This is a genomic window from Methanoregula sp. (assembly GCF_035543475.1).
Classification (GTDB): domain Archaea; phylum Halobacteriota; class Methanomicrobia; order Methanomicrobiales; family Methanospirillaceae; genus Methanoregula.
The window spans coordinates 1-20,680 of sequence record NZ_DATKKA010000003.1 but is presented as its reverse complement, the minus strand read 5'-3'; the positions used below and the strand labels follow the sequence as shown (position 1 = coordinate 20,680).

At 60.0% G+C, this 20,680-nt stretch carries 26 protein-coding genes and 1 tRNA gene; 17 read left to right on the top strand and 10 right to left on the bottom strand.

What is annotated here, in order from left to right; genetic code table 11:
- Together VMS83_RS00415 and VMS83_RS00410 are read right to left on the bottom strand one after the other, a co-directional pair.
- A partial coding sequence (locus VMS83_RS00415; protein WP_325408770.1) for an FAD-dependent oxidoreductase occupies positions 1-450 on the bottom strand: 450 nt, incomplete at its 3' end.
- The gene (locus VMS83_RS00410; RefSeq protein WP_325408769.1) at positions 443-931 is read right to left on the bottom strand and encodes a gamma carbonic anhydrase family protein; all 489 of its coding nucleotides are present in this window, start codon (positions 929-931) and stop codon (positions 443-445) included. The genes VMS83_RS00415 and VMS83_RS00410, both read right to left, overlap by 8 nt.
- Before the next feature lie 36 nt (positions 932-967).
- Between VMS83_RS00410 and VMS83_RS00405 the strand changes: the two genes are divergently transcribed.
- Positions 968-1,465 (top strand): phosphopantetheine adenylyltransferase, encoded by a 498-nt coding sequence (locus tag VMS83_RS00405; RefSeq protein ID WP_325408768.1) that lies wholly within the window; start codon positions 968-970, stop codon positions 1,463-1,465.
- 289 nt (positions 1,466-1,754) lie between these two features.
- Here VMS83_RS00405 and pyrI read toward each other — a convergent pair whose 3' ends face one another.
- Both pyrI and pyrB read right to left on the bottom strand, forming a co-directional pair.
- Positions 1,755-2,249, bottom strand: a complete 495-nt coding sequence (gene pyrI, locus VMS83_RS00400; protein WP_325408767.1) for an aspartate carbamoyltransferase regulatory subunit — start codon at positions 2,247-2,249, stop codon at positions 1,755-1,757.
- On the bottom strand, positions 2,246-3,133 hold the full coding sequence (pyrB, locus tag VMS83_RS00395; protein ID WP_325408771.1) for an aspartate carbamoyltransferase: 888 nt from the start codon (positions 3,131-3,133) through the stop codon (positions 2,246-2,248). The genes pyrI and pyrB overlap by 4 nt, the downstream gene beginning before the upstream one ends.
- A 191-nt stretch (positions 3,134-3,324) precedes the next feature.
- Between pyrB and VMS83_RS00390 the strand changes: the two genes are divergently transcribed.
- The 4 genes from VMS83_RS00390 to VMS83_RS00375 all read left to right on the top strand — a co-directional run bounded on the left by VMS83_RS00390 (position 3,325) and on the right by VMS83_RS00375 (position 8,779).
- Entirely contained in the window at positions 3,325-4,416 is a 1,092-nt protein-coding gene (locus VMS83_RS00390) for a DegT/DnrJ/EryC1/StrS family aminotransferase (RefSeq protein WP_325408766.1), read from the top strand.
- A gap of 1 nt (position 4,417) precedes the next feature.
- Positions 4,418-5,341 (top strand): Gfo/Idh/MocA family oxidoreductase, encoded by a 924-nt coding sequence (locus VMS83_RS00385; protein WP_325408765.1) that lies wholly within the window; start codon positions 4,418-4,420, stop codon positions 5,339-5,341.
- Positions 5,338-6,768: a nucleotide sugar dehydrogenase gene (locus VMS83_RS00380; RefSeq protein WP_325408764.1), complete on the top strand. Its 1,431-nt coding sequence runs from the start codon at positions 5,338-5,340 to the stop codon at positions 6,766-6,768. Before VMS83_RS00385 ends, VMS83_RS00380 begins: the two co-directional genes overlap by 4 nt.
- A gap of 382 nt (positions 6,769-7,150) precedes the next feature.
- The gene (locus VMS83_RS00375) at positions 7,151-8,779 is read left to right on the top strand and encodes a hypothetical protein (protein WP_325408763.1); all 1,629 of its coding nucleotides are present in this window, start codon (positions 7,151-7,153) and stop codon (positions 8,777-8,779) included.
- A gap of 16 nt (positions 8,780-8,795) precedes the next feature.
- Here the strand turns inward: VMS83_RS00375 and VMS83_RS00370 are convergent, their stop codons facing one another.
- The 5 genes from VMS83_RS00370 to VMS83_RS00350 all read right to left on the bottom strand — a co-directional run bounded on the left by VMS83_RS00370 (position 8,796) and on the right by VMS83_RS00350 (position 11,951).
- Positions 8,796-8,939: a hypothetical protein gene (locus VMS83_RS00370; RefSeq protein ID WP_325408762.1), complete on the bottom strand. Its 144-nt coding sequence runs from the start codon at positions 8,937-8,939 to the stop codon at positions 8,796-8,798.
- A 125-nt stretch (positions 8,940-9,064) separates the two neighbouring features.
- Entirely contained in the window at positions 9,065-9,790 is a 726-nt protein-coding gene (locus VMS83_RS00365) for a protein-L-isoaspartate carboxylmethyltransferase (protein ID WP_325408761.1), read from the bottom strand.
- Positions 9,787-10,128, bottom strand: a complete 342-nt coding sequence (locus VMS83_RS00360) for a nascent polypeptide-associated complex protein (protein ID WP_325408760.1) — start codon at positions 10,126-10,128, stop codon at positions 9,787-9,789. Before VMS83_RS00360 ends, VMS83_RS00365 begins: the two co-directional genes overlap by 4 nt.
- Positions 10,052-10,606, bottom strand: a complete 555-nt coding sequence (locus VMS83_RS00355; RefSeq protein WP_325408759.1) for a PUA domain-containing protein — start codon at positions 10,604-10,606, stop codon at positions 10,052-10,054. Before VMS83_RS00355 ends, VMS83_RS00360 begins: the two co-directional genes overlap by 77 nt.
- Entirely contained in the window at positions 10,551-11,951 is a 1,401-nt protein-coding gene (locus tag VMS83_RS00350) for a DHH family phosphoesterase (RefSeq protein WP_325408758.1), read from the bottom strand. The genes VMS83_RS00355 and VMS83_RS00350 overlap by 56 nt, the downstream gene beginning before the upstream one ends.
- 28 nt (positions 11,952-11,979) lie before the next feature.
- On the opposite strand from VMS83_RS00350, the gene VMS83_RS00345 reads away from it, so the two are divergent.
- From VMS83_RS00345 to VMS83_RS00295, 11 genes are all read left to right on the top strand, one after another.
- Entirely contained in the window at positions 11,980-13,422 is a 1,443-nt protein-coding gene (locus tag VMS83_RS00345; protein ID WP_325408757.1) for an NAD(P)H-hydrate dehydratase, read from the top strand.
- Positions 13,422-13,889: a cyclic pyranopterin monophosphate synthase MoaC gene (gene moaC / locus VMS83_RS00340; protein WP_325408756.1), complete on the top strand. Its 468-nt coding sequence runs from the start codon at positions 13,422-13,424 to the stop codon at positions 13,887-13,889. The genes VMS83_RS00345 and moaC overlap by 1 nt, the downstream gene beginning before the upstream one ends.
- Positions 13,890-14,217: 328 nt before the next feature.
- A complete protein-coding gene (locus tag VMS83_RS00335) occupies positions 14,218-14,808 on the top strand; it encodes a 50S ribosomal protein L15e (protein WP_325408755.1) in 591 nt (196 codons plus the stop codon).
- Between the two features lie 31 nt (positions 14,809-14,839).
- A complete protein-coding gene (locus VMS83_RS00330) occupies positions 14,840-15,484 on the top strand; it encodes an RNase P subunit p30 family protein (protein WP_325408754.1) in 645 nt (214 codons plus the stop codon).
- Complete coding sequence (locus VMS83_RS00325; RefSeq protein ID WP_325408753.1) at positions 15,481-16,041, top strand: Rpp14/Pop5 family protein; 561 nt, start codon at positions 15,481-15,483, stop codon at positions 16,039-16,041. The genes VMS83_RS00330 and VMS83_RS00325 overlap by 4 nt, the downstream gene beginning before the upstream one ends.
- On the top strand, positions 16,013-16,735 hold the full coding sequence (gene psmA / locus VMS83_RS00320; protein ID WP_325408752.1) for an archaeal proteasome endopeptidase complex subunit alpha: 723 nt from the start codon (positions 16,013-16,015) through the stop codon (positions 16,733-16,735). The genes VMS83_RS00325 and psmA overlap by 29 nt, the downstream gene beginning before the upstream one ends.
- A 6-nt stretch (positions 16,736-16,741) precedes the next feature.
- Positions 16,742-17,446 (top strand): ribosome assembly factor SBDS, encoded by a 705-nt coding sequence (locus VMS83_RS00315; RefSeq protein WP_325408751.1) that lies wholly within the window; start codon positions 16,742-16,744, stop codon positions 17,444-17,446.
- A 43-nt stretch (positions 17,447-17,489) separates the two neighbouring features.
- Positions 17,490-17,789, top strand: coding sequence for a 50S ribosomal protein L37ae (locus VMS83_RS00310; RefSeq protein ID WP_325408750.1), 300 nt, complete (start codon positions 17,490-17,492; stop codon positions 17,787-17,789).
- A gap of 12 nt (positions 17,790-17,801) precedes the next feature.
- Positions 17,802-17,936: a DNA-directed RNA polymerase subunit P gene (locus VMS83_RS00305; RefSeq protein WP_012107386.1), complete on the top strand. Its 135-nt coding sequence runs from the start codon at positions 17,802-17,804 to the stop codon at positions 17,934-17,936.
- Positions 17,937-18,011: 75 nt separating this feature from the next.
- Positions 18,012-18,251: a KEOPS complex subunit Pcc1 gene (locus VMS83_RS00300; RefSeq protein ID WP_325408749.1), complete on the top strand. Its 240-nt coding sequence runs from the start codon at positions 18,012-18,014 to the stop codon at positions 18,249-18,251.
- A gap of 120 nt (positions 18,252-18,371) precedes the next feature.
- Positions 18,372-18,734: a prefoldin subunit beta gene (locus tag VMS83_RS00295; protein WP_325408748.1), complete on the top strand. Its 363-nt coding sequence runs from the start codon at positions 18,372-18,374 to the stop codon at positions 18,732-18,734.
- Between the two features lie 87 nt (positions 18,735-18,821).
- On the opposite strand, the gene VMS83_RS00290 is transcribed toward VMS83_RS00295, so the two are convergent.
- The gene (locus VMS83_RS00290; protein ID WP_325408747.1) at positions 18,822-20,339 is read right to left on the bottom strand and encodes a 2-isopropylmalate synthase; all 1,518 of its coding nucleotides are present in this window, start codon (positions 20,337-20,339) and stop codon (positions 18,822-18,824) included.
- Between the two features lie 149 nt (positions 20,340-20,488).
- Here VMS83_RS00290 and VMS83_RS00285 point away from each other — a divergent pair.
- A tRNA-Tyr gene (locus VMS83_RS00285) sits at positions 20,489-20,594 on the top strand.
- The last annotated feature ends 86 nt before the right edge of the window (positions 20,595-20,680 follow it).

Here is a 20,680-nt window from a genome sequence, read left to right as displayed (position 1 = left end):
GTGCTCGTTGTCCTTTACCACCCGGTCGGGTACCACCTGCGGGTGGGGCTTGTAAATCGCCTTCCTCACCCCTACCCCGGCATCGAACCGGTTGTAGACCTCGACCGGGCAGACCTCAATGCAGTCGCCACAGCCGGTGCAGGCCACCATGTCAATGTAGCGCGGGTGCTCGCGGACAGTCACCTTGAATCTGCCGGCCTTCCCTTCGATCTTTTCCACTTCCGCCAGGGTATGGATCCTGATGTTTTTGTGCCGCTGCACATCCACCATCTTGGGCGAGAGGATACACATGGAGCAGTCGTTTGTCGGAAACGTCTTGTCGAGCTGGGCCATGTGGCCGCCGATCGTGGGCTCCCGCTCTATCAGGTGGACCACGATACCATGGTTGGCCAGATCGAGCGCTGCCTGGATGCCCGCCACACCGCCGCCGATGACGACCGCATCACCCATGGGCATATTCCCCGGCCAGCCTGACGTAGGACTGTGCATTCTCAAGGATATGGGTACGCTGGTCCGGGGTGGTCGCTTTGAGCACCTTGCCGGGCACGCCCAGCACAACCGAGCCGGGCGGGACCTGCATGCCTTCGGTCACCACGGCACCGGCACCGATCAGGGAATCTTCACCAACAATCGCCCCGTTGAGCACGATGGCGCCCATGCCGACCAGCACCCGGTCCTTAATGGTGCATCCGTGGAGGATTGCACCGTGGCCCACGGAGACATCGCATCCGATCGTGGTCGGGAAGCCGGCGCTCGTGTGGACCACGCAGTTGTCCTGGACATTCGACCGGTCACCGATGGTGATCTGATCCTTGTCGGCCCGTATGACGGCCCCGAACCAGATGCCGACATCCCTTCCCAGGGTCACCCTGCCGATCACCGTTGCATTGGGGGCGCACCAGAGCGGCGTGCCTGCAATCTTCCCATCCATACCCATAATACCATAGGAACTTAACGTACAGGCAACATGAAGGTTATGGTAGGGGGAACCTTCGATCCGCTGCACGACGGTCACAAGCGCCTGTTGACCCGCTCGTTCGAGCTCGCCGGGCCCGAGGGGCAGGTCGTGATCGGGCTCACGACGGACCCGTTTGCGAGCCGGAAGACCCACCCGATCCACCCTTTTGCAGAGCGCAGGGCGGACCTCGAGCAGTTCATTACCGGCCATATCATCGCAAAGACCCCGGAACGGAAATATGCAACGCACTGGGAGGTCGAACCGCTCAGCGACCGGTTCGGTTCGGCGCTCGATACGGACTTTGACGCGATCGTGGTCTCCGAGGAGACGCTGCCGGTGGCTGTCGAAATCAACAAAATGCGCCGGGAAAAGAAACTGCGCAAGGTGGACATCCACCAGATCACCTGCGTGCTTGCCGAGGACGGCCGCTGGATCTCCTCCACCCGGATCTGGCGTGGCGAGATCGATGTGCACGGGCACCTGATTCATCAGGAAGGACAAAACTAACGCCGGTATTTCAGCGGTTGTAAAAACACTTTTTCGCGACCGGTCCATGCATCATTATAGCGCTCCCGGGGCTTTTGCTCCCTCCGCTTAAGGCCCCCCCCCAATTGCGATAGCGTCGTATTACCTGTACCCAAAAAGGGAACGGGGAAATGGTTTTTTTTATGCAGGTAATACCGGGTGCATCGTATAAGCCCCTGTCTTCCCAGAGGCAGGGCTGGCGTAAGGGGGGTTGCAAAGAAAAATTCTCTGTAATGCAAAAAAGCCGGGAATTTTGGCAAAAACAAAAAAATCAGATAATGTAACTGGTCAGGTCTTTGGTGATCACCGAATCGCAGTAGGTGCAGCGCAGGCCTTTCCCGTCAGGCAAAACCGCAAACCGGCTCCGGATCGGCTCGCTGGTGCGGGTGATGCAGCCGGGGTTCGGGCACCGTACGCTCCCTACGATCTCGGTGGGGATCTCGACCCCCTTCTTCTCGCAGACCTTGAAGTCCCGGACAATGTTGATGGTGGCCCGGGGCGAGATGAGCGCGATCCGGTCGACCTCCTCCTTGGAGAGCTCGCGGTTGGAGATCTTGACGATATCCTTGGTGCCCATATGCTTGCTTGGGACATTGGTGGCGATCGAGAGCGTCTCGGTGGTAGTCCCTGCGATCCCCAGGATCTTGATCACGTTGAGCGCCTCTCCCCCGACGATGTGGTCGATCACGGTGCCGTTCCTGATCCGCCTGACCATGAGGCCCTCCCCCTCATCATCACCGGTATCTGCAGGAGCGATGTGTCTCATCCCATCACGTCCAGGAGCATTGCCATCCGCACGGGCACCCCGTTTCTGGACTGCTCGAAGTACTTTGCATGGGGGGAGGAGTCCAGCCGCGGGTCGATCTCGTCCACCCTCGGGAGCGGGTGGAGGACAATCAGGTTTTTCTTCGCCCCGGCCAGGAGTTCGGGGGTGATCCGGTAGCTGGAAGCGACATTGAAGTACGAGGTGGAGTCGGGGAAGCGTTCCCGCTGGATCCTCGTGACATAGAGGACGTCCAGTTCACCGATCACTTCGCTGATATCGGAATGGCTGATGATCTCCATTCCCTTTTCGGTCAGGCTTTCGGCAAGGGTGGGGGGGAGTTCGAGACCGGGCGGGGAGATGGTGTGGAGCCGGACCCCGTACAGAGAGAGCGCCGAGGCAAGCGAATGCGCTGTCCGTCCGTACCGCAGGTCGCCCACGAGTGCTACATCGATCCCGTCGATCTTCATTGACTGACGGATGGTGTAGAGATCTAGGAGCGTCTGGGAGGGGTGCTGGCCGGCACCGTCGCCGGCATTGATGACCGGGACGGTTGCAAATTCCGCGGCGAGCCGGGCCGCGCCCTCCTTGGGATGGCGGATCACGATCGCATCTGCGTACCCGCTCACCACCCGGATCGTGTCGGCAAGCGTCTCCCCTTTTGCCATGGAACAGGCCTCGACACTGCTCACCGAGATCGAACTCCCGCCGAGGCGTGCCATGGCAGATTCAAAGGACATCCTGGTCCGGGTGCTGGGTTCAAAAAAGAGAACGGCAAGGATCCTGCCGTTGAGAGCATTTTTATCGTATTTTTTCTTTCCAATCTGTTGTGCATGATCGAGCAGCCGGTCAATTGCGCTGCGATCAAAATCCCCGATGGAAATGATGTGATGCGTGGCAACTCCTCCCGCGCGGTGTTTCTTAAAATTATATGCACGTTCCGGCCTAATGTACCTATCTTCATGAGGGCCGCCAAAAAGTCACGACAGGAAAACGACGGCAGGCGGCAAAATGATATTATCCCATCGTCGTCCATGTACCTAGAGGAATATACGATATCGTACAAGGAACGTGAGCCATGCAGATTCCAGTAGCGCGGCCGGTCATCGGCCCGGAGGAGGTGGCGGCTGTATCGGACGTGCTGATGTCCGGGATGCTCGCACAGGGAGAGAGGGTCGCCGAGCTGGAGAGTAAGTTCGCCGCGTACTGCGGTACCGCGGAGGCCATCGCGGTCAGCAACGGCACTACTGCCCTCCATGCCGCCCTGCTTGCATGTGGTGTCGGGCCTGGCGATGAGGTGATCGTCCCGGCATTCTCGTTCATTGCCACGGCGACTGCTGTATCGATGTGCGGTGCACGGCCGGTCTTTGCCGATGTTGACGAGGAGACCTTCAATATCCGCCCGGACCAGGTAAAAGAGCGCATCACCCCGAAGACGAAGGCAGTGATTGGCGTCCACCTCTTCGGCCAGCCCTTCGATGTTGAATCTGTACAGGAGATCTGTGAAGCGCACAACCTTCTGCTCATCGAGGACGCAGCCCAGGCGCACGGTGCCGTGTACCATGGCGCGAAGGTGGGCAATTTCGGACGGTGCGGGTGCTTCTCGTTTTATGCCACCAAGAACATGATCACCGGAGAGGGGGGGATGGTAACAACGAGCGACAAGGCCACGGCCGACCGGCTCCGCTTGATCATCAACCACGGCCAGAGCGAGAAGTACCTCCACACCGTGCTCGGGTACAATTACCGGATGACTGATATTGCGGCGGCGATCGGGATCGTCCAGCTCAAAAAACTGGACAAGTTTAACCTGCGCCGGAGAAAGAACGCGGAGTACTATGCAGCAAACCTCTCGGCAAAGGGTCTGGTTAAGCCCAGGGTTGCCGAGAACGTGCAGCACGTGTACCACCAGTACGTGGTCCGGCTCACCGGGGAGTTCCCGCTCTCCCGGCAGGCGTTCGTGGACTATCTCAGGAGTAAAGGGATTGGGTCGGCGGTACATTACCCCATCCCGATCCACCGCCAGCCCCTCTATGCCCCGGTGGCCGAACCCGATCCCTGCCCGGTGGCGACAAAGCTCGCCGGGTCGGTGCTCTCCCTGCCGGTCCACCCGTCGCTTGATGCAAAGGACCTTGCCTATATCTGCGAAACCGTCAACAAGGTGAAATGAGATGGATGTTGGTGTTATCGGTGTCGGGACAATGGGAAAAAACCATGTCCGGGTCTATTCGGAGTTAAAGAGCGTGGGCCACCTCGGGATCTGCGACGTGAATACCGGGGCAGTACAAGCGATTGCACAGCAGCATGGCGCAACCGCCTATCCCACGGTAGAAGCGCTCCTCGCCCACGTAGACGCGGTGAGTATCTGCGTACCGACACCCTTCCATGCACAGGTGGCAGCCCAGGTCTTTGCTGCAAAAAAACACGTGTTCATCGAGAAACCGATCTGCGCAACGGCCGCGGAGGCAAAGACACTCATGGCCGGAGCCCCCAAGGGGATCACGATCGGGGTCGGGCACATCGAGCGGTTCAACCCGATCATCGCGGAGATCGCAAAGATCGTGACAAAACCCCTGTATGTGGAGATGAAGCGGCATAACCCGGCTTCGGCCCGGGTAACGGGGAGCTCCATCATCGAGGACCTGATGATCCATGACATCGATATTGTCCTCAATGTGTTCTTCCCGAAACCCTGTCACATCTATTCCGTGGGAAATGCCGATCTCTGCAGCGTGCTCATGGAGTGCGGGGGGGTTCCCGTGGCACTCTCGGCCAGCCGCAAGGCTTCAAAGAAGATCAGGATGATCTATATCGAGGAGGAAGACTTCACGGTGGAAGGCGACTTCATGGCCCAGGAGGTCACCATCTACCGGAAGCCCGGGCAGTACCAATTCGAGAACGAGCGGTACGTGCAGGAGAACATCATCGAGAAGGTGATGGTGAATAAGGTCGAGCCCCTCAAGGTGGAACTTTCGACCTTCCTTGACTGTGCCCGGCGGCATGCGCCCTTCCCGGTCACCCCGGAACAGGCAATCCGGAACCTCGAAGTGAGCGAACAGATCCGGGCCGGGTTCTCAGCGGGAATTCAGGCATGACACTTGAGGCATTGATCAGAGACCGGGGCCCGATCCGGAAGATCGGGGTCATCGGCATGGGGTACGTTGGTATCCCGGCCGCCGCCCTCTTTGCCGATGCCCCGGAGTTCTCCCGCGTGTACGGTTTCCAGCGTGACTCTCCTTCGTCGGGATACAAGATCGCGATGCTCACCCGGGGCGAGAGCCCCCTCAAAGGCGAGGAACCGGGCCTTGAAGAGCTGCTGAAAAAAGTGACCGGGGCTCATAAGTTCGAATGCACCTCCGATTTTTCCCGGATCGCAGAACTCGATGCGGTGACCCTCTCCATCCAGACACCGTTTGCAAACAAGGACGACCTGATTCCCGATTTCTCTGCCCTGTACGAAGGGATCCGGAACGTGGGCCGCAACCTCAGGCCCGGGATGCTCGTGGTGCTTGAATCCACGGTCACGCCGGGGACAACCGCGGGCCCGGCCCGGGAGATGCTCGAAAAGGAGTCGGGCATGGTTGCCGGCACCGACTTTGCGCTGGCCCACGCACCCGAGCGGGTGATGGTGGGCCGGCTGATCCGGAACATCCGGGAGCACGACCGGGTGGTGGGCGGGATCGACCCGGTGAGCACGGCCCGGGCAGCCGAGCTGTATACACCAGTGCTGACCATAGGAAAGGTGATCCCGATGACCGCGACTGCGGCTGAGGTCACCAAGACCGCCGAGAACACGTTCCGCGACCTCCAGATTGCGGCGGCAAACGAGCTCGCGCTTTACTGCGAGGCAATGGGAGTCAACTTCTACGACGTGCGGGCTGGGATCGACAGCCTCAAGGGCGAGGGGATCACCCGGGCCATGCTCTGGCCGGGGGCCGGTGTCGGGGGCCACTGCCTCACCAAGGACACCTATCACCTCGAGCGCGGGGTGCAGCAGCTGGGAAAGGACCGGCTTGATTACCCCGCCGGCGAGCCTTCGCTCTTTGTGCTTGCCCGGACGATCAATGACTTCATGCCCCGGCACATGTTCCGGCTCACCGGGGATGGCCTTGCCCGTGCAGGGACGACCCTCAGGGGGTCAAAGATTGCGCTCCTTGGCTGGGCATTCCTTGCCAATTCCGATGATACCCGGAACACGCCCTCGGAACCGTACCGGGACAACCTGGTGGCTGCCGGGGCAGATCTCACGGTACATGACCCCTATGTAACGCATGCCCCGGGCGTGACCCTCTCTCCCACCCTGGAGGAAACGATCCGGGGTGCGGATGCCGTGGTCATCTTTGCCAGCCACCGCGAGTACCGCTCTCTCGACCCCCGGCAGGTAAAGAAACTCTCCGGCAAAAAGCACCCGGTCATCGTGGACGGCCGGAATCTTGTGGACCCGGATCCTTGGATCGCCACCGGTTTCGTGTACAAAGGGATCGGGCGCGGGGACAAAAACAGCCACCTGATCCAGGAGTAACTGTCGCACGGTACATCCGGCCAGGGGCCGGGATATAGGTTTTTATGGCTTGTTACCTGCGGTGTCAGGGGGAATTATCAGAAGAAGGGAAGAGACGGGGAGCCGTTTCCCTGGTATGGGGCTTTTGGAGGAGGCTTGTGCCGGGAGAGGGTTTCCGGCGGTTCCCCGTGGTCTCCTTGTACGCCTGCTGTTCAGGCCTGATCCATGCGTTGGATACGGTACCATTTAAGGGGGTGGAACCGGGAAAAAAAGGGGGTACTTTTTTCCAACCCCTGTCCCCGGCCCCATGCAGCTGCAGGGTGTGTGGCCGGATCGTGCCATCCCGCCGGAACTGTTCCGGAACTTATATGTCGGGTGGTAATGAACGGTTGTAACGAAAACAATGTATCCGGACCGGGCTCTTTTTACCCAGATAGTACAGGAGGAACCGGATCTTTCCGGGGCTGCCAGGGAGACCCTTTACGCACTCTATGACGGCCCCCTCAAGATCCGGCAGATCCTCTCCCGGGTGAACGCCCCCCGGGATGCAGGTGGAAAACAGGACCGGGGTATCACCGAATCCGCGCTCAGGAAAAGGCTTGACCTGCTGGTCAGCCGGGGGATCCTGGCCAGGGCCGGAAACGAACGGACAAATCCCTACTATTTTATCCGCCGACCGTGGCTCTTCAACCGTTATATCCGCATCCGGTGCGCGGAGAACCCCTCCCCCGGGCTTCTCGACCTTAAGGTCCTGCTCGGTGAGATCTCGCGCCAGACCGGGCCGGCAATGCCCGACCCGGTCCAGCCGCGGGTAATCTCCGCCATTGGTGAACGGACCGAGCGCAGCCACGAGGCCGAAGAGGCATACGGGGCATTTCGCCAGCGTCTGGGCGACCCGGCGGGGATCGGCACCTACCTCGAGGAGATCTACGATGATATCTTCTTTGGCAACATTCCTGCAAGCGACATTGACGGTTCGCTTGCGCGGGACTTCCTCCGTTTCGTTGCCACGGCACCTCCCGGTGAGCACGAGGTACGTTTCTTCTTCTGGTACGCAGAGGTCTTCTCAAGTCTTGACCTGTACGAGGCAGCGCTCGCGATCTTCGACCGGGGGGTCGGCATTGCCCGCGAGGGAGGTATCGATCCTGCCGCAGTCCTCGCCGGAACAAGGATCACCAGGGGGAATATTCTCCTCCATCTGGGCAATATTGCCGGGGCAAAAGAGGCGTTCCTTGCCGGTTCCCGCACCGGCACTGCCGGCAGCTATGCCCAGACACGGGACCTTTTCGGTCTTGGTGAAGCAGAGCTGATGAGCGGGGAGTATGGTCCGGCCCGCGCCCCGGCCCGGTTCGCCCGTGCGCTTGAGCTGGCAGAGATGGCGGATCCCGGACACACCGACCCGGACCTGGAGGAACTCCGGGGCGATATCCTGCGCAGGACCGGTGCAGTCCGCCGCCTGGATGGCGAGTATGCTGCAGCCCGGGTGTCCTATGCGGCTGCAGAGACGATCTACGGGGATACGATCCTCCGCGGCCGCGCTGCGCTGCTCGCGGAACAGGCAGAACTGGCACGGGCGTGTGCCTGGACCGCGCCGGAGGGTCCTGCCGCAGACCAGTACCTCGTGCAGGCCACACGGCTGTATGATGAGGCAAAGGATGCAGCCCGGCGCATACGGAGCATCAGCCGGTTTGCCCAGGTGCTTGTCGGGGAATGCGAGCTTGCACGGCTGGCCTTTGGCCGGTTTGGCCGATCCCTGCCCAAAGACCTGGATGCATGGTACAGCAATGCCTTCGATATTTTCTCGCAGATCAACTCGAAGTGGGGGCTCGTGCAGTGTTTTGTTACAGAGGCCCTGCTCTACCACCCCCTGGCAGACGAATACCCGGACCGGTACGCAGACACGGCGGACAAACTGGTGCTGGCCGGGGAACTGGCCCGGGAACTGGGCCTGGCATCAGAACTTGCCCTTGTCCGGCGTATCCGCGGGCACAACCTCCCCGCGTGCGAGATCCACCCGCTTACCTTCCTCTGAACGGGTGTTTCGGGCCTCAGGCAAAGTATGCCGCGAGGGGGCCGTTGCATACGGTGATTGCAACAAGGAGCAGGATGCAGGCAAGGTGAACCGCGGGTGGTATCTTCCGGTGTACCGGTGCGGTCCCGACAGGGTGTAACCGGGATTCAGGGATCGTCATGGCAGAGTTCTCCACTATATGATCCCACATCAGGGTGGGAGCGATATAAAGCGCGGGAAGTTGGAAAATCCGGTGCGGATTTTTTCCTAAAAAAGGCGGGGTGATACAGAGATCAGTATCCCCGCTTACTTTCGTGCTATAGTGATATACCCCGAATGACTCACGCTCGTGGAGGGCCGGGTTCCCCGTTTTGACCGGGTCATCTCCCGCTCGATCAGCTCGTGGGTGTGGACCTCGGGGAACTGTGCCTGGGCTGCATCGACCACGATCGCCATCTGTTCGAGGAACGGCGTATAGCAGGCAAGATATCCGCCAGCCCGGAGGTGATTATACGCGAAATCCACGTGCTCAGACGCGATCTGCATATCGAGGTGCACCACATCGAACGTGCCTTCTGCGGTAAACACGTCGGCCGCGACAGCCTCCACGTTGCCGAGTTTTGCCTCACTGATGTTCTTTACCGCAAGCGCCGAGAACTCCGGCCGGACCTCGTAGGTCTTCACGTGGGCCGCAATCCCGCCAAAATAGATCGCAGCAATCCCGCTCCCGGTCCCTGCGTCGAGCACCTCGTCGTTCCGGTTCATGCCGGTATAGGCAATCACCAGACCGATGTCCTTGGGGAGCATCGGGGCGCCCGAGCGCTTGCCGTGCACGAAAAAGTCGGTCGGGCGCGGGATCCGGAGCACGAACTCCTGCCCGGTGTGGGTGGAAAAGACATCGCCCGGTGTTGCCCCGACAAGGGGTTCGAGATCAAGCTGGCCCTTATCGGTCGAGAGCTTTCCCGGGCCGGCACGGACAAAGAATTCCCGCCCGGCACCGACCAGGAGGACGCGGTCGCCTGGCTCGATCATGGTGAGGAAAGTTTCACGATCGCTTCTGCAATATCGCCTTTGGTGGCCACAAGCGCCTCTTTTGCCTTCTCGAGGGGCACTTGGGCCTGCTCGGCGACCATGGCGACATCCCCGGCCGGGATCTCTACCGCCGCTTCCTCAAAACGTGGCGTACCCGTGACCTGGTAGGTGGTAACCCCCTGCATGGTCATTGTGGTCACTTCTGCCCCGTCAAACACCCAGTTCCCCTTCGGGGTCTTGATGACAATACTCTGGACGTCTTCAATCGGCTCGACCTGCATGCCGAGCTTCTTCATCATCGCCTTCATCTGGCGCGGATTGATGTTTCCCGGAAGCATTCTTCTCACTCCCCTGCCGTACTCTTACCGCTGCACCGTAATTAAATGCAAGCATCTCTACGCCCGAAAGGAGCGCCACACCGCAGGCTACGAGCCGATCGCCGCCCGCGACCACGAGCACGTCGTCCCCCGCGCGGATCTGCGGGTCGGCTGCCACCACGTGCTTGGCAAAGGTGTTCTTACCCTGCGCAACAAATTCCGCCACATCGTCCCGGATCACCACCCGGTAACCGGGAGCAGGTACGGCTGCCAGAAGCCGGCGGGCCCCTTCGATCCCGAGGGTCAGCCTGCCGTCAGATGCCCGGATGGTGGCCAGCCGCACGCCGTTATAGAGGATCTGCCTGACACGTCCCGTGGTCGAGAGTATAAAAGTACAGCCCTCGGGAAAGAGTGCAGTCCCGCAGAGGCTCCCGAACTGGAAGTCAGCGATCGCCTGCACTCTTGCCAGTGAACTGTTCTCCGAGTATCCTGTTGACACGGTTGACAAACTCCTGTTCTGCAGATTTGGGGATAAACGCTCCGGCGGCAATCTTATGCCCCCCACCCCCGCCGCCATACTCGGTCGAGGCATCGCTGATGGCCTGCTGGAGATCGATGCCTTTTCCCACGACCCGTTCGGTGGTGCGCATCGAGACCTTGGTGAGGCTGGTATCCTCCGGCACCTCGCACATGATCAGGATGGGTTTTGCGGCATTGAGCTTGGAGAGCGCCATGCCCGCCCCAATCCCGACGATGGTGTCCGGGAACTTCCCCCCTACGTGGATATACTGGACGTACTCGAGTTCCTTTACCCCGGTCTCAATAATATACTGGAGCAGGTTGCGGATGATGGCCCGGTGGTTGCCCAGCATGTGTTCGGCTTCGCGGTACGCGGTGCCCCGGTCCCCCCGGAGGATCGCGCTCCCGACCATCGGTTTTGTCCAACGCCCGCAGGCATTTAAGAGCGTTGCATACTCCTGTGCGTTCCGGAGCGGGGTTCTTGGGATCTCGTCCGGGAACCGGTAGGTCTCGGCAAGGAGCCGGTCCACGCTCTCGCCATTTGCAATCAACTGCTGGGCAAGTGCGGAGATGATCAAACGCCGGTCATCATCAGAGAGTTCTTCCCAGACGTACCAGCGCCCGTCCGGGGTCTGCTGGACAATCCCGATCTTTTTGAGGAACTGTTTTGCCCCCTCGGGGTTGTTGCTGATCCCCCGGATGAACGGGTCATCGTTGTAAGCAAGCGAGAGATAAACCGGGCGGGTGGCCGTCCCATAGCAGTTGAGGTCCTTTTTGCAGACCTTCACGGACCGGTGCCGGACACCATCTTCCACAATCAGCTCGCGGGCGGGCCCCACAAGCCCGCAGGTCTCCCGCGCCATCATATCCCCGACATTCCCGATCACCGCGAGTTTTGCAAGGTCGATATTTGCGTCGTCCAGTGCCTTGGCGATGAGGTACGAAACCCCGGCAGCGCTCATCTTCGTGTACCCGTACGGCAGGCAGTTGACCTGAGGGTATGTCACCTCGCCGGTCTGGCCGACGTGGTGATCGACAATCAGGACGTCCTTTTCCCTCAGGCCCTTTGCGGCGAGGAGGTTCTGCTGGCCGGCACCAAGGTCGGTAAAGACCTTGAACGATGCATCGTCAGGGACCTGCGGCATGGTGAGCGGCTCGAGCTGCCGGACAAAGACAGAGCGGACGGGAATGCCGTGCCGGGAGATCGCCTGCGAGAGGATCGCCTCGCTCGTGATCCCGTCGGCATCGATGTGGGAGATGATGGTTATCTCGTGCGCAGCCGCGATCAGCTCGGCTGCTGCCTTCACATCATCAGAAAAACCCATTGTCTAATAATTATGGAGGTCTTAACAAATGAAGTGTAGCATCATGCGGCCTGACCTTTCTCCCTGTGCTGAGGAGTTTGCCGAGACCGGCCTGATCTCCCACGAGCGGATGCGGGCGATCGACATGAACGCCCGGGTACTGGGTGTCACCGGTCTCCAGCTGATGGAGAGCGCGGGAAAGGCTCTTGCAGAAGCGGTACTGGCATTCCGCCCCCGGGCCGTGCTTATTCTCTGCGGCAGGGGAAACAATGGCGGGGACGGGATGGCTGCGGCCCGGTACCTCCAGCGGGGGATGGACACTGCGGTCTGTTACCTCGATTATGGTGACCGCAGCCCTTCCTGCGTCCACCAGCTTGCCGCACTCCGGGGTTCCCGGGTCGCGCTTTACCCGTTTGTATCCACTGACGACCTGCGCACCTTTGCCTCTCTCTTCACCAGAGCCGATGTGATCGTTGATGCCCTGCTTGGGACCGGGATGTCCGGGGCCCCACGGGAACCTGTCGCGACCTGTATCGCGATGGCCAACGCGTCCCCGGCGAAGATCATCGCAGCCGATCTCCCGTCCCCGGGGATGAGGGCCGACCGGATCTGTGCCTTCCACCGGCCCAAGGTGGAGGGATCGGAGATTATTGATATCGGTATCCCGATCGAAGCGGAGCTCTGTACCGGGCCCGGGGACCTCACGCTTCTCCCTGCCCGGAAGCGGACCCGGCATAAGGGGGATGGTGGCGAGGTGCTTATCATTGGCGGCGGGCCGTACCAGGGCGCGCCCTACCTCGCCGGCCTCGGGGCACTCCGGGCCGGGGCAGATATTGTACGGATTGCATCGCCGGTCTTCGAACCGGTACCGGACCTTATCTACGAACGCCTTTTTGGCGACCGGATCGGGGAGGAGCATTCGGAACGCCTCATCGCGCTCGCGGAGCATGCAGATGTGGTGGTCTGCGGGAACGGCCTTGGTCTGGAGAGCCACGGTGCGGTTCTCGCGGTTGCCCCGTACTGTAAAAAGGTGGTCTTCGACGCAGATGCGCTACGACTGCCGCTCCCGAAAGCTGCGCAGGAGACGGTATATACACCGCATGCCGGAGAGTTTGCCCGGATTGCCGGCAAACATCAGCTCCCCGGCGATGCGGCCGATGCCTGCGGGAGGGCCCGGGCGGCAAAACCGGCGGCAAAGGAACTGGGTGCCACGATTCTCCTCAAGGGGCCGGTGGATGTTGTAACGGACGGGGCCCGGGTCCGGTTCAACCGGACCGGTGATCCCGCTATGAGCGTCGGAGGCACCGGGGATGTGCTCGCAGGGGTGACAGGTGCGCTTCTCTGTCACCTTCCGGCATTTGAGGCGGCCTGCATTGCCGCGTTCGTGACCGGCCGGGCCGGAGAGTGCGTGGCCGAGGCGCGGGGAGAGGGGATGCTGGCCTCCGATATCGTGGATCACATCCCGGAAATACTGTTTGTGAGGCATACGTAATGGTCGATTTCACCCATATTTCGGAGGGCAGGGCACAGATGGTGGATATCAGCGCGAAACCCGATGTGGTGCGTGAAGCGGTGGCAACGGGGAGGATCTACCTGCGGCCGGCCACCCTTGCGGCAATCCGGGAGGGTACGGTTGTAAAGGGCAATGTCCTTGCTACGGCCCGGGTCGCTGCCACCCTTGCCGTCAAGGAAACACCCCGTATCATCCCGATGTGCCACCCGATCCACCTTGGGGCCATCACGGTGGATTTTACCGAGGGAAACGAGTACATCGAGGCTGTTGTGGCCACAAAATCAACCGGTAAGACCGGGATCGAGATGGAGGCCCTGACCGGTGTTTCGGTTGCTCTCCTCACCATCTGGGACATGGTCAAATCTGCAGAGAAGGACGAGAAAGGCCAGTACCCGGTCACCCGTATCGAAGGGATCCGGGTGGTGGAGAAGAGGAAAGGGCAGTGATCGTTCTTGGGGGCTAACGCCCCCGTCACTGTGGCATCCCCTGTAACGAGAAGATACACGCAAAGCCTCATCGGGTTTTGCGCCAGCTGTTCCTGTAACCTCCTGCAAAACGGATAGTCGGGCCGCCGCGGATGCTTCCTGACGGGTGTAGCGGTAGGTCACGTACAGATGCCGACCTCCATCAAAAGGTTCCCTGAACAACGACCGCCTTCTGGAAAGTGCCCGCGTACTTTAATACCCCTCCTGTCCAATTCTATAGAACCGCGGGATTCGTCCCGTTGAAAGGAATGTAGCCCGTCATGGGCCGAACCTTGAGGTGTAACTGCACATGGTAAAATCGATGTATGCATATGTCCGGGAGGCTTGGGCCCGCCCTGACAAGTCAGATGTAAAAGCCATGCTCTGGGACCGGATGCAGGAGTGGCGCCGCCAGGGCAGCGTCACCCGTATCGAACGCCCGACCCGTATCGATCGCGCCCGCTCGCTCGGATACAAGGCAAAGCAGGGTATTGCCGTTGTCCGCGTCCAGATTCGCCGTGGCGGTCGCCGGGTATCCCGGTATGTCCGGGCCCGCCGGTCTGCCCGCATGGGTAAGAACCGCTCCACCCCGGGCAAGAGTCTCCAGCGGATCGCGGAGGAACGCGCATCCAACCGGTACCCGAACATGGAAGTGCTCAACTCCTACTGGGTTGGACAGGATGGCAAGCTGAAGTACTACGAGGTCATTCTCGTTGACGGTCACCACCCCTCGATCCAGAGCGACAGGAACCTTGCATGGCTTGCAAACTCGACCCACCGCGGCCGTGCCGAGCGCGGCAAGACCTCCGCAGGCCGGAAAGGCCGCGGCATGAGGACCCGGGGCCGGGGCACCGAAAAGACCCGCCCGAGCATCCGCTCTCACGCAAACCAGGGCAAATAATCTTATCTTTTTTTATGGCAATGGTATCTCCATGAAGATCACCGATGCCAGCGTTTTCCCGTATCCGGCCGGTGACTCATCGGTCAGCCGGCTCGCCCTCGAAGCGCGCTCCCTTGGGTACGACAGCATCGTTGCTGACCGGGTGCCAGCAACGACGATCTGGGATATTGAGGTGATCCCGGGGATCGTCCTTACCGGTATGCCTGCAAAGGAGGTCCAGAACCGGGCCGGGAAAAACCGGGGCACGGGGAGTGTGCTCTCTGTGCAGATGGGGGACAACGGCTTCAACCGGGCTGTGGCCGGAACCCCCGGCGTCCATATCCTGCGGGGGATCGGTACTGCTGACAAGCGGGCATTCGACCACGTGGCGGCAAAGATCGCCGCGGATAATGTCACCGCCATTGACATCGATCTCTCGCCGGTCATTTTCGGGCGCGGGCATCCCCGGCAGAAGGCCATCCACCGGTATCGCGATCTTTTGGTTCTCTGCCGCAGGTTTGAGTTCCCGCTTACGATCTCCTCTTCTGCCCGGTCCGTTCTGTGTCTGCGATCGGTTCGTGAGGTTGCCGGCCTCTGTTCCCTCTTTGGTATGGACGAAACAGATGTCCGGGCCGCACTTGGCGGGGTTGAACGGATCACCGGCAGCGGAGAGGATACCGTGAAGGTGATCCCATGAGTATCCGCCCGCCCACGCTCCGGGAAAAGAGGAGGTACGTGCTTGCCCGGATCGATCCGGCCGGCACGAATCCCGATACAAAAGACCTCTATTATGCAGTGTACGAAGCGGTCGTTTCCCTCTTCGGGGATATGGCTGCCGCTGCCATGCAGCCCTCGGTGCTCGCAGCAGAAGACGGGTACGCGATCCTCCGGTGTCGCAGGGGAGCCGAACGGGAGTTCTCCATTGCCCTCTCCACGCTTACAGCCTGCCGGGAGACACCTGTTGCCCTCCGTGTCGTCGCTGTTTCAGGCACTATCGAGAGCCTGCGGGAACGAATCGCGGATCTGGGGCCTGCAGAGAATGCTGCTGACCGCGGGAATGTGGAGACTCCTCCGGCAGAAGGAACATGCGTACCGCCCTCGTACCGGTTCGGTGAGACCCCGGTCGAAGTAACCGGTAGTCACGGTCACAAGGTTGATGCATTAGAAAAGGGATTTAAAAATACACGCCGATTGTTCTTAACAACAGAAGATCTGGAGATTATCCATGCAACCACAATACCAGATGGGATATGACCGGGCGATCACCGTATTTTCACCTGATGGAAGGCTGTACCAGGTGGAATATGCCCGGGAAGCGGTAAAGCGCGGTACCACGGCGGTCGGGATCAAGGCGCAGGGTGGCGTCGTGCTGATCGTTGACAAGCGCGTCAGCTCCAAGCTGCTGGAATCCTCGTCGATCGAGAAGATCTTCAGGATCGACGAGCATATCGGGGTCGCATCCTCCGGTCTTGTCGGGGACGCACGGGCCCTTGTGGACCGGGCACGGATCGAGTGCCAGATCAACCGGGTCTCCTACGATGAGCGGATCGAGGTCGAGGCACTGGCAAAGAAGCTCTGTGACCACATGCAGACCCTCACCCAGTACGGCGGGATCCGCCCCTATGGCACGGCGCTCCTGATCGCCGGGGTCAGCGACGGCGAATGCCGGCTTTTCGAGACCGACCCGTCCGGCACGCTCCTCGAGTACAAGGCGACCGGCATTGGCATCGGCAGGCCGGCGGCCATGAAGGTTTTTGAGGAGGAATATACCGCCGACATGCCGGTCAATAACGCCATCCTTCTCGGCCTCAAGGCCCTGCACTCGGCAACCGAGGGCAAGTTCGACGTCGATACCGTGGAGATGGGGATCGTCGAGAGCAGCACCGCACAATTTAAGAAGATGACCAAGGAAGAAGTCGCATCGTACGTCGGTCAGTTCAAGCAGTGATCCGGTATGATCCCCCTTGAGAATGCGGTGGTAGCCCGTCTGGAAAGTTACGGGGAACGCTTCGAGATCTTAGTCGAGCCCCACCTGGCAGCACGGATACGGCAGGGCGAGGAGATCAATATCGAAGATGCCGTCGCTGCATTAAACGTGTTCGGGAATTCATCAAAAGCCACCCGGGCCTCCGAGGAATCCCTGGAAAAGGTGTTCCACACCACGGATTTTGCAACGGTGGCAAAGAAGATCATCGAGAAAGGCGAGATCCACCTGACCTCGGACCAGCGCCGGGAGATGACCGAGGAGAAACGCAGGCAGGTGATCACGTTTATTGCCCGGAACGCGATCAACCCCCAGACCGGCCACCCTCACCCGCCGCAGCGGATTGCAATGGCGATGGAAGAGGCCCGGGTTAACATTGATCCCTTCAAGCACGTGGACGAGCAGGTCAAGGAGACGGTCAAGGCCCTGCGGCCGATTCTCCCGATCCGGTTCGAGGAGCTCAGGCTCGCCGTCAGGATCCCGCCCGATTTTGCCGCCCGCGCGTACGGCGATATCGCTGCTGCAAGCACCATGGAGAAAGACGAGTGGCAGAAGGACGGTTCATGGGTCTGCGTCGTGCGGATCCCGGCCGGTATCCAGAGCGAGTTCTACGATCTGATAAACAAACTCTCCAAAGGCGAGGGGCAGGTTAAGATCCTCAATCAAATATATTAATTGTGACGACAAATATAGCAAGACAGTTTGGTGGATATTTATCATGGCAGGCTCTGAACATTCAGCAAAAGGAAAAGTGACCGGGAGTGCAGGGCGATTCGGCTGCAGATACGGAAGATTCGTGCGCAAGCGTGTCGCAGAGATGGAGAAGATCTCGCGTGCATCGCACCGCTGCCCCAAGTGTGACACCATGTCTGTGGAGCGCAAAGGTACCGGTATCTGGCTGTGCCGGAAGTGCGGGTACAAGTTCGCCGGCGGCGCATACCAGCCCGAGACCCCCTCCCTCCGCGTTGCCCTCCGTGCGATCGACCGTACCAGTGCAGTCGAAGGGAAGACCCCGTAAGCGGTACCGATAATGGCAAGTACCTACAAGTGCGCCCGGTGCAAACAGAAAGTGGAGATCGACGTCAACGTCCGGTGTCCCTATTGCGGCCACCGCATCCTCTTCAAAGAGCGCGGCGCAGCGATAAAAGAGCTCAAAGCCAGGTAACAGGATCGTGGCCGGGAAATACCGGCAGTTCCCTTTTTTATTCTTGTTCTTCCCATACCAGGATGAGGTACTCCTGTGCCAACCCACGAAGCCCTGTTCCGGTTTACGACCGATCACGCGGACCGGATCTACCGGTCGCTTCTTCCCGAGTTAAAAGATGAAGTCAACCCGAGATCCGTTACGAGCTGCTGGGTGGAGGGGACTGACACGCTCGTCCTGCGTGTTGAGGCACAGGACATCGCCGCGCTGCGTGCGGCACTCAACATGTTCCTCAGGCTGGTCAGTATCGCTGACGAGATGCAGGAGATTGTATAAACCGGTCTTATCTCCCCTCATCTGGCGCCAGCCTGAACCGGCCTGCGATCCCCCGCCGGTAAACAGGTGCGGAATCATTTTTATTGCTGGGGGATGAACCTAGATACGGAAGAGTCAATTATGCAGAATATATCTCCCAAAGTCCAGAACCAGCTCGCGATGCTCCAGCAGGTCCAGCAGCAGCTCCAGACCGTCCTTTCGCAGAAGACCCAGTACGAGATGGCCGTGCGCGAGGCCAAGCGCGCTGAAGAAGAGGTCAAGGATGCCGCGGACGACGCGCCCATGTACATGAACATCGGGACGGTCATGGTCCAGAAGAAGAAGGACTATGTCTCGACAAAACTTGCCGAAAAGGTCGAGACACTCGAGCTCCGGATCAAGTCCCTGGAGAAGCAGGAGACGATGCTGCAGGGCAAATTCGAGCAGCTCCAGTCGCAGATCAAGGCCGCGATCGAGGGCAAGGGAGCCCCGAACGCAGCATAACTTTTTTTGAGATCTTTTTCCGGGATAACGGGATTTTTATCGGATCCGCTCCACTCCTGACGATCGCATCCAAAAATACGACAGGGTTTATTCCCTGCTCGTGAGGTTGATCGCGTTGACCAGTGCATCGACCGAGGCGAGAACGATGTCGTCACCGCTGCCGCTCGCATCGTAGATCCGCCCGTGTTCGTCAGCGACCGCGATCGTCACGTGGCAGATGGCATCCGAACCCCCGCTGATCGCCTCGATGTTGAACTCGGTCAGCTGGATCCGGGCCGGGATGATCCCGACAATCGCCTTGAGCGCTGCATCCACCGGGCCATTGCCCACACTGGAGAAGACATGCTCGGTGCCGTTCACCTGTGCCCGGACGCTTGCGGTCGGGATGACATGGTTCCCGGTCATGATCGCGATATCATTGAGCCGGAGTACCTTTTTCCCGGCCGCGATGCCCATGACACTCTCCGCGATCTCGTAGAGATCGGCGTCGGTAACTCTCTTGCCCTTGCTTGCGATCGCCTTGACCCGTTCGACAATGGCGTCGAGCTGGGCGTCGTCAGGTTCGATGTGGGCATCGACGAGCATCTGGCGTACGGCATGGCGGCCCACGTGCTTGCCCAGCGTGAGCCGGCGCCGGTGACCAACCATCTCGGGGGTCATGATGCCGGGCTCGAACGTCTCGGTGCATTTGAGCACGCCCTGAGTGTGGATACCGCTTTCATGCGAGAAGACGTTCTCCCCGACCACCGGCTGGGTGGGTGGGATACCTATCCCGGAGAACCGGGAGATGAGGCGGGCGGTCTCGACTAAGCGCTCCCTGGCAATCCCGGTCCGGATGCCGTAGATCGACTCCATGATCATCACGGTCTGGGCGAGGTCGGCGTTGCCGGCCCGTTCGCCAAGGCCATTCACTGTCACCTGGACCTGGGAGGCCCCGGCCTCTACCGCGGCGATCGTGTTTGCCACGGCCAGGCCGAAGTCATTGTGGCAGTGGACATCAAGCGGGCAGTCAACTTCCCGGGCGAGCCGGCCCATCAGGGTCTTCATGCCCGAAGGCGAGATAACGCCCACGGTGTCCGGGATGTTGATGATCGTCGCCCCGGCCCGTGCGGCAGTCCGGCAGACCTCGACGAGATAGTCATGATCTGTCCGCGTCGCATCCATGGGTGAGAACATGCACAGGTCAACATGATCCCTAGCATACCCGATGATCTCTTCGGTTATCGAGAGCACCTGCTCACGGGTCTTGTTGATCGTGTTCTCCCTCTGGATATCCGAGGTCGGGATGAAGACATGGATCATGTCCACATCACAGTCTATACAGGCATCCACGTCTGCTTTGACCGAGCGGGCGAGGCCACAGATGTTCGCCGCAAGCCCGAGTTTTTTGATGGCAGCTACCGTCTCCTTTTCGGCGGTCGATGATGCAGGGAATCCTGCCTCGATGGTATGGACACCGATGGCTGAGAGCTGACGGGCAATCTCGATCTTTTGTTCAAACGTGAATGCTATCCCCGGGGTCTGTTCTCCATCCCGGAGCGTGGTATCAAAAACGGTCACGTTCTTCTTCGCATGGCTATCTGTGAAGAAGACGATCCCCCGCAAAATCCTTGCGAGCCATGGTTATGCATATAGGGTCCCCGATTATTTAAAGAAACCCTGCACCACAGGTACCCCTCGTTTTTTTCGCCCTGAAAACGGCAGGTCTTACGATATGTTTAATAGGAAACTGTCCCTACATTATTAGGCAGTGCCCCGCCTTAACTCAGCCTGGTAGAGTGCGCGGCTGTAGTATGGTTTGCCGGTTCCGGCAACTGCGCGGCTACCGCGATGTCCCCGGTCCGAATCCGGGAGGCGGGATATACTGTAACAATGCCCAGGTAGTGTAGCGGCCTATCATGATTGCCTGTCACGCAATCGACTCGGATTCGAATTCCGACCTGGGC

Coding starts and splice junctions, on each gene's coding strand:
- VMS83_RS00410 (WP_325408769.1), bottom strand. CDS start 931: ATGGATGGGAAGATTGCAGGCACGCCGCTCTGGTGCGCCCCCAATGCA.
- VMS83_RS00405 (WP_325408768.1), top strand. CDS start 968: ATGAAGGTTATGGTAGGGGGAACCTTCGATCCGCTGCACGACGGTCAC.
- pyrI (WP_325408767.1), bottom strand. CDS start 2,249: ATGAGACACATCGCTCCTGCAGATACCGGTGATGATGAGGGGGAGGGC.
- VMS83_RS00390 (WP_325408766.1), top strand. CDS start 3,325: ATGCAGATTCCAGTAGCGCGGCCGGTCATCGGCCCGGAGGAGGTGGCG.
- VMS83_RS00385 (WP_325408765.1), top strand. CDS start 4,418: ATGGATGTTGGTGTTATCGGTGTCGGGACAATGGGAAAAAACCATGTC.
- VMS83_RS00380 (WP_325408764.1), top strand. CDS start 5,338: ATGACACTTGAGGCATTGATCAGAGACCGGGGCCCGATCCGGAAGATC.
- VMS83_RS00375 (WP_325408763.1), top strand. CDS start 7,151: ATGTATCCGGACCGGGCTCTTTTTACCCAGATAGTACAGGAGGAACCG.
- VMS83_RS00370 (WP_325408762.1), bottom strand. CDS start 8,939: ATGACGATCCCTGAATCCCGGTTACACCCTGTCGGGACCGCACCGGTA.
- VMS83_RS00365 (WP_325408761.1), bottom strand. CDS start 9,790: ATGATCGAGCCAGGCGACCGCGTCCTCCTGGTCGGTGCCGGGCGGGAA.
- VMS83_RS00360 (WP_325408760.1), bottom strand. CDS start 10,128: ATGCTTCCGGGAAACATCAATCCGCGCCAGATGAAGGCGATGATGAAG.
- VMS83_RS00350 (WP_325408758.1), bottom strand. CDS start 11,951: ATGGGTTTTTCTGATGATGTGAAGGCAGCAGCCGAGCTGATCGCGGCT.
- VMS83_RS00345 (WP_325408757.1), top strand. CDS start 11,980: ATGAAGTGTAGCATCATGCGGCCTGACCTTTCTCCCTGTGCTGAGGAG.
- moaC (WP_325408756.1), top strand. CDS start 13,422: ATGGTCGATTTCACCCATATTTCGGAGGGCAGGGCACAGATGGTGGAT.
- VMS83_RS00335 (WP_325408755.1), top strand. CDS start 14,218: ATGGTAAAATCGATGTATGCATATGTCCGGGAGGCTTGGGCCCGCCCT.
- VMS83_RS00330 (WP_325408754.1), top strand. CDS start 14,840: ATGAAGATCACCGATGCCAGCGTTTTCCCGTATCCGGCCGGTGACTCA.
- VMS83_RS00325 (WP_325408753.1), top strand. CDS start 15,481: ATGAGTATCCGCCCGCCCACGCTCCGGGAAAAGAGGAGGTACGTGCTT.
- psmA (WP_325408752.1), top strand. CDS start 16,013: ATGCAACCACAATACCAGATGGGATATGACCGGGCGATCACCGTATTT.
- VMS83_RS00315 (WP_325408751.1), top strand. CDS start 16,742: ATGATCCCCCTTGAGAATGCGGTGGTAGCCCGTCTGGAAAGTTACGGG.
- VMS83_RS00310 (WP_325408750.1), top strand. CDS start 17,490: ATGGCAGGCTCTGAACATTCAGCAAAAGGAAAAGTGACCGGGAGTGCA.
- VMS83_RS00305 (WP_012107386.1), top strand. CDS start 17,802: ATGGCAAGTACCTACAAGTGCGCCCGGTGCAAACAGAAAGTGGAGATC.
- VMS83_RS00295 (WP_325408748.1), top strand. CDS start 18,372: ATGCAGAATATATCTCCCAAAGTCCAGAACCAGCTCGCGATGCTCCAG.